Origin of the sequence: Paraburkholderia caffeinitolerans, from assembly GCF_902859945.1 — a bacterium.
In the GTDB taxonomy this organism is placed as follows: Bacteria; Pseudomonadota; Gammaproteobacteria; order Burkholderiales; family Burkholderiaceae; genus Paraburkholderia; species Paraburkholderia caffeinitolerans.
Map to the genome: position 1 here is coordinate 14339 of NZ_CADIKL010000013.1, position 17510 is coordinate 31848.

Here is a 17510-nt window from a genome sequence, read left to right on the forward strand (position 1 = left end):
CATGTTTCGCCATTGGCTGAAAATGTCGGATGCAATCCGCCCGGGTCAACCGGGCGGATTTTTTTTGCCCGCAAGAACCGGGGCGCGATGCTTTGTCATGCCGCTCACGAACTGCCCTTCGAACACGCGGGTTCCCGGCACGGACGGGCCACGCATGCTAATGTGGCGCCTCGCGCGGCCCGCGCGTCTGTGGGACGGGCTTTGTCGTGTAACTTTCACCCATTCCGGAGGCGTGAATCATGTGGGTTGTTGGCGTTGGTCTGATATTGAATCTGGTGGCGTCGGTCGGCATCTTCTCGTATTTGCTGCACCAGGTCGGGATCCAGCCTGCGGCGATGTTCTTTGCGGTCTTTCTGGTCGTCTGGGCATTCATCATCATTGGATTCATCATGCAGGTCGCAGGAAAGGTGCGTACCGGCGCGCTGCTGATTTGTATCGGCTCGCTGGTCTTCGTGCCAGTCGGACTTGTCGCGATTATTGGCAGCATTCGGGTGGCGCGCAGGCGCGCTATCTGAGGTAATAACGCACTCTCGATGCCACGTTCGCGGCATCGAGTATTTTTTCGGATCTGGTGCACAATGAATATATCGATATCCTAAGTGAATGAATGTTTACTACAGTGGTTTCTGTTAAATCTGACGTATCTTGTTTTGAAAAATATTAATTAAATTTAGTGCGGCATCTTTTAATCCTCATTTTACAGATGAAATCCCGGTTGACCACCGGAATCATCCTCTCCAGCTCTGAATGACGTGCTCAAATGCGCGTCGAATTCTGTCTTGCGTCCGCCCTATCTAAGGCGTATTCCCAAGTGGGAAGTGGCTCTTTAAGGGCAATATTCTGTTGAGGAAAATCAAGCTGCAAGTCAAATCGCAGGAAATTTACAATTCTCTATTCTCTTACGGTCATCTAACGACTAAAGTTGCGCAACGCTGTAGTTCACGCCAGATGAAAAGCGCATGCTTCCAGATGGCCGATTTTTGAGCATTGAAGCGGAGAGCGTTTTGCGATAACAACGCTACAACGACCAAACAATGCTGGCGGCACTACAGCTTCAAATCAAATAAAGCGTACGGGGTATATCGTTAGATATGCGAATTGGTATAGACATCGTTGAAACGGGACGGATCGCGCAAGCGATCGAGCGCAGCGGCGAAGCATTCGTCGGGCGTTTGATTTCCGCTCAGGAAATGCTCGCCCACGCCGAGCCCGCTAATGTCGAGCGCCTCGCCGGCATTTGGGCTGCCAAAGAAGCCGCGGTAAAAGCACTCGGAACGGGCTTTCGCAACGGCATCACCTTTCACGACATCAAAATCCTTCACGATCCGCTTGGTAAGCCCTATTTCGAATTTTCGGGCGAGTTTGACAGGGTAATGCGGCTCGAAAATCTGATGACATCGATTTTGACAATCTCGCATTGCAAATCACATGCAGTTGCGGCGGCTGTGCTCGATTAATAAACCTGCAACAAAAAAATTATGGCCATCTATTCAGAACTTGAAGGTAAGACCGTGGTTGTGACGGGCGCCAGTGGCGATCTCGGTTTGGCGATTTGTCGCAAATACCTCGCGCTAGGCAGCAATGTGATCGCGCTATACAACAACACGAAGGCCAGTCTCGACGAGCTCGCGGCCGAACCCGAAAGCGCCGGGCGTTTGACCATCGCGAAATGCGATGTCGCAAACCGCGACGACGTCGAGCGTTTGCGCGGCGAACTGGAGCAGCGTTTCGAGGCCATTGACGTTCTCGTCAATAACGCCGGCATAAACAAAGACAACCTGGTTTCCACCATGACGTTCGAAGAGTTCGACGAGGTGGTGCGCGTCAATCTCCATGGGACGTTCAACATGACCCAGGGGATGTTGAGGCTGATGAGGCACGCGAAGCAAGCCAGCATCGTGAACGTCACTTCCGTAGCGGGCGTGACGGCGAGTTTCGGTCAGTCCAACTACAGCGCCGCTAAAGCGGGCATTTCCGGCTTCACGCGCTCGATTGCGAAAGAGCTCGCATCGAAAGGAATCCGGGTCAACGCCATTGCTCCGGGCATGATCGAGTCCCGAATGGTCAAGAAGGTGCCGCGCCATATCGTCCGGACCATCTTCGACGCTATTCCGCTGAACCGCTTTGGGCGTCCGGAAGAGATTGCCGAGGTGGTCGCGTTTCTTAGTTCTAACGCCGCAAGCTACATCGTCGGGCAGACGCTGGTGGCCGACGGTGGCCTTGTAATGCGCTAATTTGCGGAAATTTTCATGTCTAAACTAGATCGTAGTCTGATGCCCGCGCAGCAGTTGTTTGAGATCGGCGTGTGGCGATCGCCCATATTCATGGTGGACCGTATTGCCGATATCGTGATCGGCCCCAAGGCGAGCATTACTGCCGTCAAGCACGTCACCTTCAACGAGTCCTATATTGCCGGTCACTTTACCGACAATCCCGTCATGCCCGGCGTGATGATCGCGGAGATTTTCGGCCAGGCCGGCGAGTACTGCGCCTTCTTCAACGACGTCTGCGCGGCGTACGAGAAGGAGACCGGACGTGCCGCCAAGCGATTCGAAGACGTTGCTGAAATAATTAGTACACCAGAAGGAAGGCGAATCATCAAGGAACAGAAATCCCAGGTGATCGGGTTTCTTGCCGCCCAGAACGTCAAGTTCAAGAGGGTTGTTTATCCGGGTGACACGATTTATGCCGAGTGCCGGCTGGCGTTCACCGATACCCAAGGGTTCAATCACTTCAACGTGGAGGCGCGCGTTGGGCGCCACGTCGCTGTAGAGGGAACCATTATCAATTTCCGGACCTACCGGGACAAGCTCGGTAGCAATGTTGCTGCCGGAATCTCACGATAAAGAGCGAAAAAATGACCAACACAACGATCTTGGACGATGTCGAGCGACGCAAGGCAGTGCTCGAAAAACTCAAGGCGGGGCTGATTCAGCGTCTCAATCTTCCGCAGACCGTCGACCAAATCGACGACGACACGCCGCTGTTCGGCAGCGGCCTGCGTCTCGACTCGGTCGACGCAACCGAAGTGTTCGTGCTTCTCGACGAATCCTTTGGCATCCGCGTGTCGGAGGGCGACGAGCCTTCCTATCTGCGAAGCATCAATACGCTGGCGTCGTTCATTCTGGAACGCACCAAAGACGCGTAAGCCAACGCTGCCTGAAGAAAGTCCGATCAAAACTCGACACAAAGAGAAGACGAGCAAGCTATGACGAGCCTGAAAGACCTGCATATCAGCCACGGCGCAAAGATGGGCGTGCGCAATGGTGTTGAAATTCCGCTGAGCTACGGCGACACCGCGCGCGAAATCGCTGCCGCCCGCAAGCATATTCTGCTGACCGATTACTCCCATATGGGCATCGCGGAAATCGCCGGCGAGGATGCCTACGAAGTGCTCAATACCATCGTTGGCGGCGACGTTTCGGCGTTGCGCGACGAGCAAGGCATGTACACGGTGATGCTCGACGAGGACGGCAAGATCGTCACCGACGTCTACATCCTGTGCGATGAAGAGCGCTTCATCGTCGTGACGGAATGGCTGACGGGAAATCAACTGCGCGACCTGATGCAGGCCGCTGTCGACCGCTGCAAGGACGAATTCAGCGAAATCGACGGGGTGAAATCGCTCGATGGCGAACGTGGCGTGCTGCATTTCGAAGGCCCCTACGCATGGGAGCTGATGGCCGGGATGTTCGGCATGGACGTGATCGGCTTGCCGTTCCACGAATACATGTATGTCGGCGACGATGAAATTCTGTTCCGTGCGGGCAAGCACGGCGAGTTCTCGTACAAGATCATCATGCCGACCGATCGACTCGTCGATGTGTGGAAACAGGCCGTGGAAGCCGGCAAGAAGTTCGATATGGTCGTTGGCGGCCTCGACTATCAGCGTCAGGTGCGGATCGAGAATCCGTGCTGGGATCCGGCGGTACTGGCGGAGTTCTCGCGCTGCCCCATTGAGCTGCAGATGCAGTGGGCGCTGCGTTACACGAAGGACGATTTCGTCGGCAAGGCTGCGCTCGAACAACGTCTTGCACAGGGTGCGACCCGCCGCGCGGTGGGATTCGAGCTCCAGGGCGAGCACGCCGCCGCCGCAGTACAAGGCGACGCCATCTATTGCGGCGATCAGAGGATCGGCGAGGTGATGGTGTGCGGCACGGTCACGGAAGACGGCCGGCATGTGGGCCGCGCAATGTTGAACCAGGCGCTGGCCTATGCGGATATTGGTCCGCTGCGCGTGGTGACGGCGAAGGGCGATGCCCAGCTCAGAACTACCGCAATTCCGTTCCTGCGCAACTTCAGCTTCATGGTCAACCCGTCGGAGCACAGCTACGTCGATCCGGCGAAGCCGAAGCATCTGCTCGAGCAAGTCGAGCGCAAGAAGCAGGCGATGGCAGCGGCCAGCTGAGCGCCGAACGACGTAGTTCACGCAAGCATCGGGCAGTCGTGAAGACTGCCAGATCGATCCGCCTGCCGGGAGAGAGCAGGCGGATCGATACAAAGCCAAGGTAAGTGGCGATCAGGCGATTTTGCATCGGACTACATATCAATTGATGCCAGGTCGAGGCACCCAGAAATACTGGGTCCGGGTAGAGATAAGGTGGAAAAATATATGCAAACGCAGCGTAAGCGGGTCGTAGTCACGGGGATGGGGCATATGTCGTCCATCGCCGATAACGTGGACGAATTCAAGGCAGCGCTTTTCAATAAGGTCTGCGGGATTCATCCGAGCGAACACTATCAGCCCTGGTTCGATGGTGCGAACGCGTCGGAAGTGCTGCGCGATGTCGTCTATGAGGACTTGCCGGCCGATCGCGCGGAATTGCTCGACAAGGCCGCACTTTGGGCCTACAAGGTCGGCCACGAGGCGCTGAAGCGTGCGGATGCTTCGTCGGCGGAATTGCGGGCGAAAACGGGCTTGATCATCGGTATATCTTCCGCGGGCACGGAAGCCTATATGCCTATCCTCGAAGAGAATTACGAAATTTTTTCTCTCAGGAAAATGGTCGTTTCTGGCAGCTTCGCTTCGCCCAGCGCGATTGTTTCGGCGCTGCTCGGCCTGAAGGGCGGCTTCGAACTGGTGGCCACCGCGTGTACCGCGAGCACCAACGCAATCGGCATGGGGTTCGACCAGATTCAAAACGGCAAGAATCCGGCTGTGCTCGTCATCGGCACGGAACCGCTTTACCTGCCGACCTTTGCGGGTTTCTACGCACTGCACGCGATGAAGCGCGGCCCTGCGAGCCCGTTCTCGGGCGAACCGGGCATGTCGATTGGCGAAGGCGCCGGCGCGCTGATGCTCGAGGAGTACGAGCATGCGGTTGCGCGTGGCGCGACCATTTACGCGGAAATCGTTTCGTACGCAACGTCTGGGGATGCGTATCACGAGACGGCACCGGACCCGCGTGCGGAAGGCGCGGTCCAGGTGATGCGTTCGGCGCTGAACAATGCCGGCCTCGAGCCGCATGACATTCAGTACATCAACGCCCACGGAACCGGAACGGATGCCAACGACCGCTCCGAGACGCTGGCGATGAAGAAGGTGTTCCCCACTATCGCGAATATTCCGGTGAGCTCGACGAAGGCTTACGTGGGGCACAACATCGGGTCGGCCGGCATCATCGAATTGATCGCCTGCTACCTGACGCTGCCGGAAAAGAAGATTCTGCCGACGCTGAATTTCACCGTGCCGCGTCCCACGTGCGACCTGAACTACGTGCCCAACGAGTTTCAGTCGGCGGACGTTGGCGTGTTCATGAAGAACAACTATGCGTTTGGCGGCAACAACTGCTGCGTTATTTCCAGCACTCGCTCGGGTATCGTGCCGACAACGTCGTATGAGCCGAAGCGGGTCGGCATTACGGGTATGGGCGCAGTTGCATCGGCGGGGCATGACATCGAGGAAATCTTCGAAGTCGTCTGGAGCGGCAAGTCGTCTGGACGGAAGGTCAGGCTTACCGGCGAAGTCGAGGAAAGCCATTCGTTCGCGGGCCTCGTGGATCACCCGTCCGTGCGAAACGAAGTGAAGAGGCACCTGCTGAGTATTTTCAGCCCGGAAGTGGTCGAAACGCTCGGCGAGCGGGAGATCTGGGTGCACTCAGTCGACGACCTCGATCCGCGCAAGTATCTGCGCCGCTTCGACGAACGCAAGGCCAACCCCATTTGTACTTTCGCGTTGCTGGCCTTGACTCAGGCGCTCAAAGGCGCGAACCGGAAGATCCGTCGCGACGGTCACGACCTGGGGCTGGTGCTGGGCATGGCGAAAGGCCCGCGCACGACCGTCGAGACGTATATGCGCAGCATGATTCCGGAGCCCACCAAGGTCCGCACGTCGGAGTTTCCTGGCGCGCTGATGAATGCGATTGCCACGTTCTGTTCGATCACGGAAGGCATCAAGGGCTACAACACGACGCTGGCTACGGGCAACAACGCGGCATTCGGCGCGTTGGGTTACGGCTATGAGCTGATTCGTCAAAGCTTGCAGCCGCAGGTGATTGTGGGCGGTGCCGACGAGAGGCCCACGCAGTTCTGGTCCTATCTGCAAGCGATCAACGATGGCCTGCAACTGGCCGACCGTCCTGAAGCGTACGAAGTCTACGGCGAGAACGGCAAGGGCTACCTGATGGGCGAAGGCGCGGGCATGCTCTTCCTGGAGGATGTCGATTACGCCAAGGCGCGCGGCGTGCCGGTGCTTGCGGAGGTTCTCGGCTACGGCAGGGCGTGCGACGCAAGCTATTTCGACCGCGATGCAGTGGAGCCGCGATGTGCGTCGATCACGACGTCGATTCAGCAGGCGCTCGACGAGGCTGGAATCGGCTGCGACGAGATCGACCTGGTTTGCGGCAACAGCGACGGGACGGCGTTGCACAACGCGGCCGAACTGGGCGCGATTCGCACGATCCTGGGCGAGCGCGTGGCGCAGATGCCGGTGGTCAACTACAACGGCTACTTCGGCAATGTCGAGTCGTGCAGCGGGATGCTGAACATGATCGTCGTTCTGGAGATCATGCGCCGCGGCGAAATTCCGCCGATTCCCTATACGAAGACGTTCATCGCCAACGACATCCAGTTCGTCACCTCCCTCCAGCGCAAGCAGGTACGCACGGCGCTCGTCCTGGGCGCGACGGAAGGCGGCAATCACTACGCGTACGTGCTCCGGGCAGGTGCCTGATGACTGTCAACGTCCCGGTAGTGCTGGGCGGCGCCGGACTCCAATGTGCTTATGCGGGCAGTCCCGCCGAACTCGTTCGGCGGCTGACCGCCCGCGAGAGCGTGGCTGCCCAGCCGTGGTTCTCGAGCGATCGCGAAGCCACGGACCTGCGTCTTCCCGGGAATCCGCATCACGCGAGATTCTTCGTCGGGGAAGCGGCGCGGATGCCCATGATGGAGCGAGTTCAGCAAGTGCTGGAGCGAGTCATCGCTCAAGCACTGCAAAACTCGAATCTCGATGAAGCCAGCCTTGCAGACCCGGATTTGCGGGTCTATCTGGCCGGCCACGGCATGCGTCCCGATTACGGCGATTTCGCGGGTTACGAGAACCGGAACGACGAGGAAGATCGGCTGTATTTCCCGGAGAAACTCAAGGGACTGAATATCTCCAGTTACGCTCAGGACGAACTCGCTCATCGGCTTACGGCCCGGTATCGGCTGGCTTCACCGCCGATTCCGATCTATACGGCCAGTTGCTCCGCCATGTCCTCGCTTTACCTCGCCTGGCAGGCGATACGTTCGGGCTTCACGCGCAGGGCGCTGGTTGCCGGTTGGATGCAATACACGCTGCAGGACATTGTGTTCATGGGCGGGCAGGGCGTGTTGAGCGTCGGAAATTCACAGCCGTTCTCGGCGCAGAGCGGCGGCATGTTGCCTGCGGATGGCGCGTGCGCGCTCCTGCTCGAAGCCGGCGACGAAACGCCCAGCGTTACGACGTCGCCCGGAATACACATCGCCAGTTGCGTGTCGTATCAAAGCAGCGGAGAAGCGGGCGGCGCAATGACTGCGGATTTTCGCGCGATTGCCACCACGATGGAGCGGGCTCTCGAAGCAGCGGGACTCAAGCCCGAGGACATCGCATGCGTTGTTCCGCATGCCAATGGCGCGCCGGCGAGCGACAAGTCCGAAGCCATGGCGATGCTGAAGATATGGGGCAAAAACGGCGTGCCTGTCGTGACGTACAAGGCGCAGACCGGCTACATGTCGGTCTGTAGCGGGCTGCTCGATCTGTTTGTGATTTCCGATGCGCTCGCGAAGCAGGAGGTGGTTTCTGCTCAAACGCACCTGCCTTTCGACGACACGTTGCAGGTCGATGTCCATGCCAATCGTGACGTGCTGCCGCTCGCTGGCGGCCCGATTTTGAAGACCACACTCGGTCTCGACGGCTCCGTTATTGCGTGTGTCTTGACGCAGGGGCCACTGTCCGGAGGTTTGCATGAACTGCGTGGTTCCTGATAACGCGATCGGCGTGTTCGGGATAAGCATGGTGGAAAGCGGACATTCGTTCGTTCCCTTCGAGCCGAGCTGGTTCAACGCCAATGAAGCGCGTTTTTTCAAACAGGCGCAGCGGCGCCAGGCGCAGCAGGAATGGCTTTTCAGTCGATTCGGCTTGCCGGACACGGAGGTGGACAGCGAACAGATGCGCCGGGCCGCGTATCGCGAGGCGCTCAATGCTGTTGCAAAGGTGTGCCGAAATGCTTTCGACCAGGTGGGCAGGAAGCTGGAAACACAGATTCGCAAGCAACGGTCCGGATTCGTTTATTTCGACGCGTGGGGCGAGACGGCCACGTTCGAAGGCGCGAACAGCTGGCGGGACGTCATCAGTCTTGATCTGCTTCCGAAGCCGATCCTTCGGGACTATGGGTTCCGGGACTTCTCGTGCAAGGTGCGCGGGGAGCGCAATGGCTTCATGCACGCGATTCGTCTGGCGTCCGATCTGCTGAATTCCCATGAGATGGATACGGTCGTGGTAGCGGGTCTGTTTCGAAGCTTGCCCCTCATGGTGCTGTCTTCGGCGGCGGAGCGCGTGGCGTTGCATGGCGGAGCGCGCGCGAAGCTGGGCACGCCCTGCCCGAGTGTCGAGCGCGCCGGCTGTGTCGTGCTGCGCCGGCTTCCTGCGCAGGTCACGTCGATCGCCATCACGTCGTATAGCCAGTTGCCGGAGAGCCAGCAGCTTGCGCGCGAGCATCTCGCCAGCGAGTGGCAGACGCGCTGCAACGAGCGCACCGCATACGTCATGGCCGGCCTGCATCCGAGTGCCGCCATGCGTGAACTGGAGCGCGAGGCCTATGCGGCATCGGCTATTGGCAAGCGCTATCTCTCGGTTTGCGACGTCTATGGAGACAGCGGATGCATGAATCCCATGCTCGCGCTTTCCCATTTGACCAGTGCATCGGAGTGGCGAGCGCGTAGTCATGCGTTGATCAGCGCGGACGACGGGCGAGGCGGTGTCTGGGCGCTGGAATGCTGGAACGGCCTGCATGAAGCACAGGAGGTTGAGTGAGGAATGCTGAATATTTTTCGCAAGATGCATTGTGCGGCCGGCGGGCACGATGGGAGGAGCGGTCATGACGATTGACGTTCAACCCTTGCCGATCGTCCATATGCAGGGCGCTGGAAAGCGTTACGGAACTGGTGCCGGGGCGGTGCACGCCCTGAAGGGCATCGATCTCGCGATACGGCCGGGCGAATTCGTCGCGCTGTGCGGGCCGTCGGGCAGCGGCAAGAGCACGCTGCTGAATTTGATGGCTGGCATCGACGCGCCTACCGAAGGGCGCGCACTGCTCCTCAACCACGATTTCGGAAGTCTGAGCGACGTCGCGGCTGCTGCGCTGCGCGCGAAGACGATCGGCTTCGTGTTTCAGTTTTTTAACCTGCTGCCGGTCCTCAGCATATTCGACAACGTGTACTACCCGTTGATGCTCAACGGGCACAGCCGGGCCGAAGCGCGCGACGAAGTGATGTCGATGCTCGAGCGCGTGGGTCTGATCGCGCATTACAAACGCCGACCGGGCGAGCTTTCCGGTGGGCAGCAGCAGCGTGCCGCCATTGCGCGTGCGCTCGTGAAGCGTCCCGCGCTGGTCGTGGCCGACGAGCCGACGGGGAATCTGGATACGCATACAGGCGAGGAGATCGTCGATTTGCTGCTCGACATGAACAAAGAGTTGCAGACGACGTTTGTGATTTCCACCCACTCGCTGCAATTGAAGGACCGGGCGCGACGCGTCATTGAGATCGAGGATGGGAGGCTCAAGCGGGATGGGCAGCAAAATTAAGGCGCTATTGCGCGGCGCTATCGTCGCGACGCTCTTCGCGAGCGCGCAGGCTATGGCGGATACCCCGGCGAGCGATGCGGCGCAAAGCGCGGCGATGCTGTCCGCCCTGAGCAAGCAGAGCGCAGGCGACGCCCGTGCGCAGGCGATTCTCGCGATTGCGCAGCGCGTGTCGGGCTCCGACCTCGATCGCGCAGTGTCGGCACTCAGGACGACGCTCACGCGCAATCCAGCGGACCTCGACGCGAAGATGTACTACGGATACGGCCAGTTGCGCCTGGCGCTGCAGTATCTCGACAAAAAGAATTTCTTGCAGGCGGCAGAGCGCGCGAAGCAGGGATTTTTCTATGTCGACGAAGCGGCGGAGAGTGCGCCGGACAACTGGAGGCTGCGCTATCTGCGCACGCGAGTGGACGCTTTCTCGCCGCCTTCGAATGGACGCTGCGTGGTTGCGCTCAAGGATATCGGGTACCTCGATGCGGATGCGGCAGTGCCGCGCGATCTGATGCCGATGATCGGGCTCATGCGGGAGCGCGCTCAGGACGCGTGCCGCAAGAGCTGGTCGCTGGCGGGCGGCAGTCCTGAACGGGCCGCTTCGGCTCCGCCGCCGCCGCCGCTTGCGCCGGCCGAGATTGCCAGCGTGCTGGAACCCGTCGTGAAGGAGCTGCGATGAGCACTGCATTGTTTTATTTGTCGAACGCCGTGATGGTCTATGCCCTCGCGGTAGCGCTGGGCGCGTGCCTTTGGCGGCGCACCGACATTCAGTATGTTTTTCTGAACCTGTTTCGCCAGCGCAGGCGCTCGGGCATGACGTTGCTCGCCATCGTTCTCGGTGGTGTCGCGGTCTTTCTGTTCGGCGGCTTTGTCGACTACTCCTTCTGGGCTTTGCGCGAGCAGACGATCCGCACCAACGTCGGCCACATCCAGCTCTACGAAAAAGGCTATCTCGAGAGCGGCGCGGCAGTCGGCACCATGACGCATAGCATTTCCAACTATGACGAGATCGCGCGCATCTTGCGCACCGACCCGGTGATCGGGCCGCATATCAAGACCGTGACTGGCCGCATCGAGTTTTCGGGAATCATTTCCCGCTATGAAAGCGGCGTATCGACCTTTTTCACAGGCGTGGGCGTGGAGCCCGAGACCTCGCTCGAAATTGGCGCGCTCGATCGCGTGGTGTCCGGGAGCGATCTCTCGCGTATCCAGCCGCAGGGCGTGACGATCGGCTCGGGCGTTGCCGCGGCGCTGAAGGCGCAATACGACGACTACACCGATCTGCTCGTGGTGACGCCCGGGGGCGGGCAGAACGCGATGTCGGTACAGGTTCGCGGGGTTTTCTCCTCGGGCATCAAGGAGTACGACGACACCAACATCAAGCTGCCGCTCAAGACTGTGCAACGTCTGCTGCAGACCTCGAACGTGAGCCGGATCATCATCCTGCTCGACGACACGGACTATACCGACGCAGCCATGCGGCGCATCGACGAGATCATCAAGGCGCGCAATCTGTCGCTCGAAGCGCGTTCGTGGTCCGATCTCGCCGTGTACTACCACCAGGTCGTCAATCTGTTCGAGGGCATTTTCTTTTTCATCAAGGCGCTTGTCAGCGTGATCGTCGTCTTCATGATCGGTAACACGTTGATGATGAGTGTCATAGAGCGCACCCGGGAAATCGCGACGCTGCGCGCGCTCGGCCTTACTAAGCGCCACGTTGGCCGGCTCTTCATGCTCGAGGGCATCGTGATCGGCCTGCTCGGTGCGTTGATCAGCGTTGTGCTGGGGATCGGTCTCGCGGAGCTGATCAACATCAACGGCGTGCCGATGCCGCCTTCGCCGGGCTACACCCAGGGATATCTGGCTTTTGTCAGGTGGACCGGCGATTACCGCTTGTTCTGGTTTGCGTGCGCGCTGCCGCTGGTTACCGCTGTGATTGCATCGATCATGCCGGCGCGGCGAGCTGCAAATCTCGTCATTGCCGAAGCATTCCGATTTGTTTGAAGTACATATCAACATTTTTAGACCACCAAGGGAGAAGTAAATGAAGAAGCAGCGCGTTTTGATTACCGGGGCGGGCCGTGGCATTGGTTTCGCGATTGCACGGGTGCTGGCCGCGGAGGGCTACGACCTGTTGTTGAACTACCGCTCGGAGCAGGGTAAGTCGATTGCGAATCTGCAACGCTTCATGCAGAGCGATGAGGTGAAGGGTATCGATGTCAAGCTGGTCAAGGGCGATATCGCCGAGACCCGCGACGTCGAGAACATGATGAAAGCGCTGCGCGCCGATGGCGTCGATCAAATCGACCATCTCGTACTGAACGCTGCGGCCTCGCCCTTCAAGCCGTTCCTCGACATGAACAAGTTCGACTGGAAACTGCTGCTCAACAGCAACCTCGTTGGCAACGTTGCGTGCGTGAACGAAGTGGTTCCGATGATGAAGGATGGCGGCACGATCTGCATTCTCTCGAGCATGGGCAGCCGCGTGGTCATGCCGAAGTATCCGCTCGGCATCATGAAGTCGGCGCTCGAGAATCTTGTGCGCTACCTCGAAGTCGAACTCTATGACCGCAACGTGCGAGTCAATGGCGTCTGCGCCGGTCTCGTCAATACGGACATGGGACCGATTCTCAAGGAAATGTGGCCCGAAGCGGTTGCGCGCTTCGAAGCAGGCAATCGCCGCTGGGCGATCGAACCCGAAGAGGTTGCTGAAATCGTGGCGTTCCTGATGTCGCCGAAATCCTCGGCTATTCGCGGCGCGACGGTCCTTGCCGATCTGGGTGGCGGGTTGTCAGCTTGAGGAGGCGCCGATGAAATACAGGAAAGAAGCGCTGGTTGCGGCGTTGCTCGCGGGTGCTGCATCGGTCGCATCGGCAGACGATGCGATTCCGCTTGCTCCGCCGGCGCCCTCCGCGGCCCAGTCGTCTGCCCCGTCGGCGCCGAGCGAAAGCGGTGCTCCCGTGCAGCAGGACGCTCAGGCCCAGCAGATCATTCGCACGGCCGATCGCATCCGCGCGCCGAACGAATCGTTCCGCTACACCGTGAAGCTGAACGAGTTTCAGGGCGGCAAGAGCGTGATGCAGCAGACGCTCGACATCTCCATGCGCTTTTACAAGCCGGCGGAGCGTGCGAAGAAGGGCGATGCGCGCGCGCTCGTGCGCTTTGTCGAGCCGGTCAAGGACAAGGGCAAGGCCATGCTGTCGGACTACGAAAAGATGTGGTACTACGCGCCGGATCTGCGCCGGCCGATACCGATCTCCAAGCAGCAGCGGCTCATCGGGCAGATTTCGAACGGCGACGTGGTTGCGGCGGATTTCGATTATTCGTATGTCTCGCAGCTGCAGGGCGAAGAGGCTTGCGGCAAGACGACGTGCTATCGCCTCTCGTTGCAGCGGCGCTGGCCGTTCGTGACGTACCCGAAGATCATGTACTGGGTCGAGAAGGATACGTTCTATCCATGGCGAGCCGACTTCATGTCCGATTCCGGCGTGGTGATCAAGCGGTCGTATTACAGCGACTATCGTGCGGAGCTTGGGCAGATGCGTCCGCATCGAATCATCGTCGAGGATTCGCTTCGTAAGGAAAACTACACGACGATGGATTATTCCGATGTGCGCTTCGAGTCGCTGCCGGAAAGCTATTTCCAGGTCGACTATCTCATGCGGATGAACTGATCCGCACGAGCCGCTGTGGACATGACATGACAGGACAGAGATGGGGAAGAACCGGGTTGCATTAACGTGTTTTGCCGCGCTGGGGGCGCAGTGGTCCGCGACGCCAGCGCATGCGCTCGACTGCGCTTCCGCGCGCGGCTACGTGGGCCTCGAGGGCGTCGACACGTTCACGCGCGACAGCTTGTGGGGCGACGACGCGTTTCGCAGGAATTTCGCTTTTGATGGCTATGCCAGCGGGACGGTCTCGTGCCAGCTTTCCGAGCAGATCAGCGCGAAGGCGACGGCGGGCGCGCAGTACGCGGCGGGTACGGAAGATCCCGGCACGCTCGACGGCAAGAAGGACAGCGGCCTTGCCATTCTCAACGAGGGGTACGTCACCTGGAAGCCCTCTGATCAGATCTTCCTCGACGTCGGCAAAATCGAGCGCAATAACGGCAATCTGTTTTCGCAGAATCCGCTCGACGTGGTTCGCAATACGTCGGGAAATCTGCGCTCGACGCTCGTCAACAATGGCGACACGAACCGCTACGGGTTCTATCGTGAAGGGTCGGTGGGAGCGGGCGTGACCGCGTACAACGACTACGGCACGGTCGACCTCGCTTACTTGCCGAAACTTGCGACCAACAACGACCAGGCACAATCCGCGGAAAAATGGAGTTCGCTCGAGCGCACCAACTCCAACAATCGCTTTTACGCGGCATACACGTCTTCGGGGCTGAGCAATTTCAATCCTACCGTCGCGGCGGTGGTGGGCGACTACAACGTGCTCGCCCTGGGAACCAGCGGCTATTTGACGGACAACCTCATGCTGGGCGCGCAGGCGTCGGTCAGCAAGGGACAGCGCTGGCGCCATTTGAACATGGACAAGGCGGCGGCCATCCGCTCGTATGAGAACGTAGGCGATCCTTTTTCGATCGACCGGACCGGTGCGCGTACCGATATTGCCGTTGGCCTGCGCTACACCGATTCCGAGCGCACGGAATACGGCATCGAATACTACGGCCAGAGCCAGGGCTACAGCCGCAACGAATGGAAGAGCTACTTCGATACGGTCACGTTTATCAACGGCGGCTATGCGAAAGGCTTGCCGCCCCCCGTCGCCAACAGCCTGGCGTCGGGCTACGACCAATATTCGAGCCTTTTCGGCTCGGAGACGGACAACGCGAATCGCGGGGGCAACCTGCTCGGCAAGCATTATGCGACCGTCTTCGTCAGTTCAAAGAAGCAGGCGATTCGCAAGCTCGACTGGACCGCGTCGGCGACGACGAATCTGGTCGACGGCAGTGCGTACGTCAACGCACGAGTGAGCACCTATGCAAACAATCACGTCGAGCTGTACACGGGCGTATCAATGAGTTTCGGCTCGAGCCGTTCTGAATTCGGGCAATTCGGCAGGAGGGGATATGTTTATGCAGGAACGCGAATCATCGTTTGAGCGTGTGATTTCCGATCACGTTTTTCTGTTCCCGGGGCAGGGAAATCCGGCCATCGGCATGGGGGCCGAAGTTTGCGACGTGTCGCCTGCCACGACCGCTGTGTGGGACTGCGCGAGCGACTATTCCGGGGTCGACGTGCGCAAGCTGTGCCGCAGAGGGCCGATGACCAGGCTTACGCGCACGCGCTTTCAGCAGCTTGCCGTGACCACGGTGAGCGTCGCGATGTTCGAGCGCCTGCGCGAGAGCGTGGCGATCGAGCGGCCGGTGTTCGCCGGGCACAGTGCGGGCGAATACGCGGCGCTCTATGCGGCCGGCGCCTTCGACATGCCCACGCTCTTCAAGGCGATTACCGCGCGTGCCAACCTGATGGAGGAAATGGCCGAGGCGAGCGATGGCGCGATGTACGTGGTGAAAGGCATCGAGCGGCCCACGCTGCAGCGCATGCTCGACGAATCGGGCGCTAGTGAACGCGTGCAGATCGCCAACGACAATTCACCGCGTCAACAGGTCCTCTCCGGGACGGCATCGGACGTCAAGGCGATGATCGCGGAGGTGCAGCGCGGTGGCTACGACGTCGTGAAGCTGCCGGTCAACGGCGCGTGGCACAGCCATCTGATGGCGCCGGCCGTGCCGCGTTTGCGCGAGGCGCTTCGCTCGCTTGCGGTTCGCAAGCCGGTGCATCCGGTCTATATGAATCTGAGCGCCCGCATTGAAGAGGATGTGGACGTCATCGTCGAAAACCTGTGCGGCCACCTGACCCAAACGGTGCGCTGGCGGGAAACGATGGATACGATGCTCGCGCGCGGCTGCAAGCATTTCGCCGAAATGGGGGCGAAAAGAATGCTCACGCACATGCTCGCGTCGCATTACGCCGTGGGCGCGCAACTCGACGTTTCGTGCTTCGACGACTGGTCCGCGCAATGCGAGCCAGCCGAGCCAATCTGCTGAGCGAGGTTGCGATGGTGCCGAGTTCTTCCGAATACCTCCGGCGTCGTGTGAGCGCGACCGCCGCCGTGACTGCCGTGATTGCCGCTGTACTGGTGTCTTCGCTGACGCGTAACGCACCAGACCTTTCGATCGTGCAGGCGATTGCGGGGCTCGGCATGATTTCCGCGTCGGTTTTTTTTGCCATTGCCCGTGACAGTGGCGGCTATTGGTTCTACACGATTCGCGCGGGCAAGGTCTTCGATCAGAATCCGCAATGGCCGCCCGATACCGAGGACAGGACGTGGCAAGGCATGCTGGCGCGAAGTCCCTGGCTGGCGGCGGTGGTGGGCTTTGCGTTTGCGGCGCTCAGTTGTGCGTTAGCGATGACATTCGTTCCGCAGCATCTCGCCCTTTATGCCTGGTGCTACACCCTGGTGCTGCTGCCTGCCGCGACGGCGGGCTTTTCGCTTCTGGCGGCGCACGCGGGGGCTCACGACGCGCTGAGGATTCTCGGCGGCAAGTCCGCGGCGCCGTCGCCGCACCGCGCGCGGCGGCTGATCGCGGCCGATCTGTTTTTCGCTATTGTCACCAATTTCACACTGGTGCTGCCGGTGCGGGACAAGCCCGCCTACTCGCTCGAGCACGGTTACGGCTACGCGCCGTTCGTGGTGGCCTTTGCGATCTTGCTGGTGATTGTGTGCGCTTTCATGATTGGCTTTGCGTCCCGGTCAAGGCGCGCCACGTTGACGGGCGAACTGCTGATGGGCAAAGCGGATGAGCAGTTCATCAGGCTCGCCGGAGCGCCGAGCCGCTGGTTCGGCGTGTCCGCAATCGGTCGCTATACGCTCTATCTGGTATCCACCGTCATCTGGGCGGCGCTTGTATGCGCGGCATTCGAGAAGTGGGCGCCAGGGGCGGGCTTCGTGCCGCTTTATTGCGTTGCCCTCGTGCCGCTGGTGTTCATGTATGCCGGCGAGCGTTGCGTGTCGATGCACCGTGATCTGACCGAAGCCCGGGACGGCGAGCGCCGTGTGCTATTGACGTTCAAGGACGTGAAACTGGCATTGCCCACGGATTAGCATTGCCTGCCTGAGGGCGGGCGATGTCGGGCCGCGCGCCAGCCTGCCCGTCTGCCGATTGGCCAATGTCGCGGAGATTGGCGGTCGGGGCGGGTGGGGGTTGGTAAAATGCGGCAACTCCGCATCATCACCTGTGCC

Annotated in this window: 17 protein-coding genes; all 17 read left to right on the forward strand. The window is 59.9% G+C overall.

Annotated features, from left to right (window positions below; all coding sequences use genetic code 11):
• Positions 1-239 precede the first annotated feature (239 nt).
• The 17 genes from HV773_RS15000 to HV773_RS15080 all read left to right on the forward strand — a co-directional run bounded on the left by HV773_RS15000 (position 240) and on the right by HV773_RS15080 (position 17372).
• Positions 240-515, forward strand: a complete 276-nt coding sequence (locus HV773_RS15000; protein ID WP_129563022.1) for a hypothetical protein — start codon at positions 240-242, stop codon at positions 513-515.
• 576 nt (positions 516-1091) lie between these two features.
• Positions 1092-1457 (forward strand): holo-ACP synthase, encoded by a 366-nt coding sequence (acpS, locus tag HV773_RS15005; protein WP_129563021.1) that lies wholly within the window; start codon positions 1092-1094, stop codon positions 1455-1457.
• A gap of 21 nt (positions 1458-1478) precedes the next feature.
• On the forward strand, positions 1479-2234 hold the full coding sequence (fabG, locus tag HV773_RS15010) for a 3-oxoacyl-ACP reductase FabG (protein WP_129563020.1): 756 nt from the start codon (positions 1479-1481) through the stop codon (positions 2232-2234).
• Between the two features lie 15 nt (positions 2235-2249).
• Complete coding sequence (locus tag HV773_RS15015; RefSeq protein ID WP_129563019.1) at positions 2250-2846, forward strand: 3-hydroxyacyl-ACP dehydratase FabZ family protein; 597 nt, start codon at positions 2250-2252, stop codon at positions 2844-2846.
• 11 nt (positions 2847-2857) lie between these two features.
• A complete protein-coding gene (locus HV773_RS15020) occupies positions 2858-3148 on the forward strand; it encodes an acyl carrier protein (RefSeq protein WP_129563018.1) in 291 nt (96 codons plus the stop codon).
• 60 nt (positions 3149-3208) lie between these two features.
• Positions 3209-4408: an aminomethyltransferase family protein gene (locus HV773_RS15025; RefSeq protein ID WP_175195317.1), complete on the forward strand. Its 1200-nt coding sequence runs from the start codon at positions 3209-3211 to the stop codon at positions 4406-4408.
• Positions 4409-4612: 204 nt separating this feature from the next.
• Positions 4613-7171 (forward strand): beta-ketoacyl-[acyl-carrier-protein] synthase family protein, encoded by a 2559-nt coding sequence (locus tag HV773_RS15030; protein ID WP_129563016.1) that lies wholly within the window; start codon positions 4613-4615, stop codon positions 7169-7171.
• Positions 7171-8445, forward strand: a complete 1275-nt coding sequence (locus HV773_RS15035) for a beta-ketoacyl synthase N-terminal-like domain-containing protein (protein ID WP_129563015.1) — start codon at positions 7171-7173, stop codon at positions 8443-8445. The genes HV773_RS15030 and HV773_RS15035 overlap by 1 nt, the downstream gene beginning before the upstream one ends.
• Positions 8426-9493, forward strand: coding sequence for a hypothetical protein (locus tag HV773_RS15040; protein WP_129563014.1), 1068 nt, complete (start codon positions 8426-8428; stop codon positions 9491-9493). The genes HV773_RS15035 and HV773_RS15040 overlap by 20 nt, the downstream gene beginning before the upstream one ends.
• A gap of 64 nt (positions 9494-9557) precedes the next feature.
• Positions 9558-10265: an ABC transporter ATP-binding protein gene (locus HV773_RS15045; protein WP_129563013.1), complete on the forward strand. Its 708-nt coding sequence runs from the start codon at positions 9558-9560 to the stop codon at positions 10263-10265.
• Complete coding sequence (locus HV773_RS15050; RefSeq protein WP_129563012.1) at positions 10249-10935, forward strand: hypothetical protein; 687 nt, start codon at positions 10249-10251, stop codon at positions 10933-10935. Before HV773_RS15045 ends, HV773_RS15050 begins: the two co-directional genes overlap by 17 nt.
• The gene (locus HV773_RS15055; protein ID WP_129563011.1) at positions 10932-12260 is read left to right on the forward strand and encodes an ABC transporter permease; all 1329 of its coding nucleotides are present in this window, start codon (positions 10932-10934) and stop codon (positions 12258-12260) included. Before HV773_RS15050 ends, HV773_RS15055 begins: the two co-directional genes overlap by 4 nt.
• A gap of 40 nt (positions 12261-12300) precedes the next feature.
• The gene (locus tag HV773_RS15060; RefSeq protein WP_129563010.1) at positions 12301-13056 is read left to right on the forward strand and encodes an SDR family oxidoreductase; all 756 of its coding nucleotides are present in this window, start codon (positions 12301-12303) and stop codon (positions 13054-13056) included.
• A gap of 10 nt (positions 13057-13066) precedes the next feature.
• Entirely contained in the window at positions 13067-13930 is an 864-nt protein-coding gene (locus tag HV773_RS15065) for an outer membrane lipoprotein-sorting protein (RefSeq protein ID WP_129563009.1), read from the forward strand.
• A 40-nt stretch (positions 13931-13970) separates the two neighbouring features.
• The gene (locus HV773_RS15070) at positions 13971-15365 is read left to right on the forward strand and encodes a hypothetical protein (RefSeq protein WP_129563008.1); all 1395 of its coding nucleotides are present in this window, start codon (positions 13971-13973) and stop codon (positions 15363-15365) included.
• Positions 15334-16314 carry an ACP S-malonyltransferase gene (locus HV773_RS15075; RefSeq protein WP_129563007.1) on the forward strand — a complete coding sequence of 327 codons (981 nt, stop codon included), beginning with the start codon at positions 15334-15336 and terminating at the stop codon, positions 16312-16314. Before HV773_RS15070 ends, HV773_RS15075 begins: the two co-directional genes overlap by 32 nt.
• A gap of 131 nt (positions 16315-16445) precedes the next feature.
• A complete protein-coding gene (locus HV773_RS15080; RefSeq protein ID WP_217481915.1) occupies positions 16446-17372 on the forward strand; it encodes a hypothetical protein in 927 nt (308 codons plus the stop codon).
• Positions 17373-17510 lie beyond the last annotated feature (138 nt).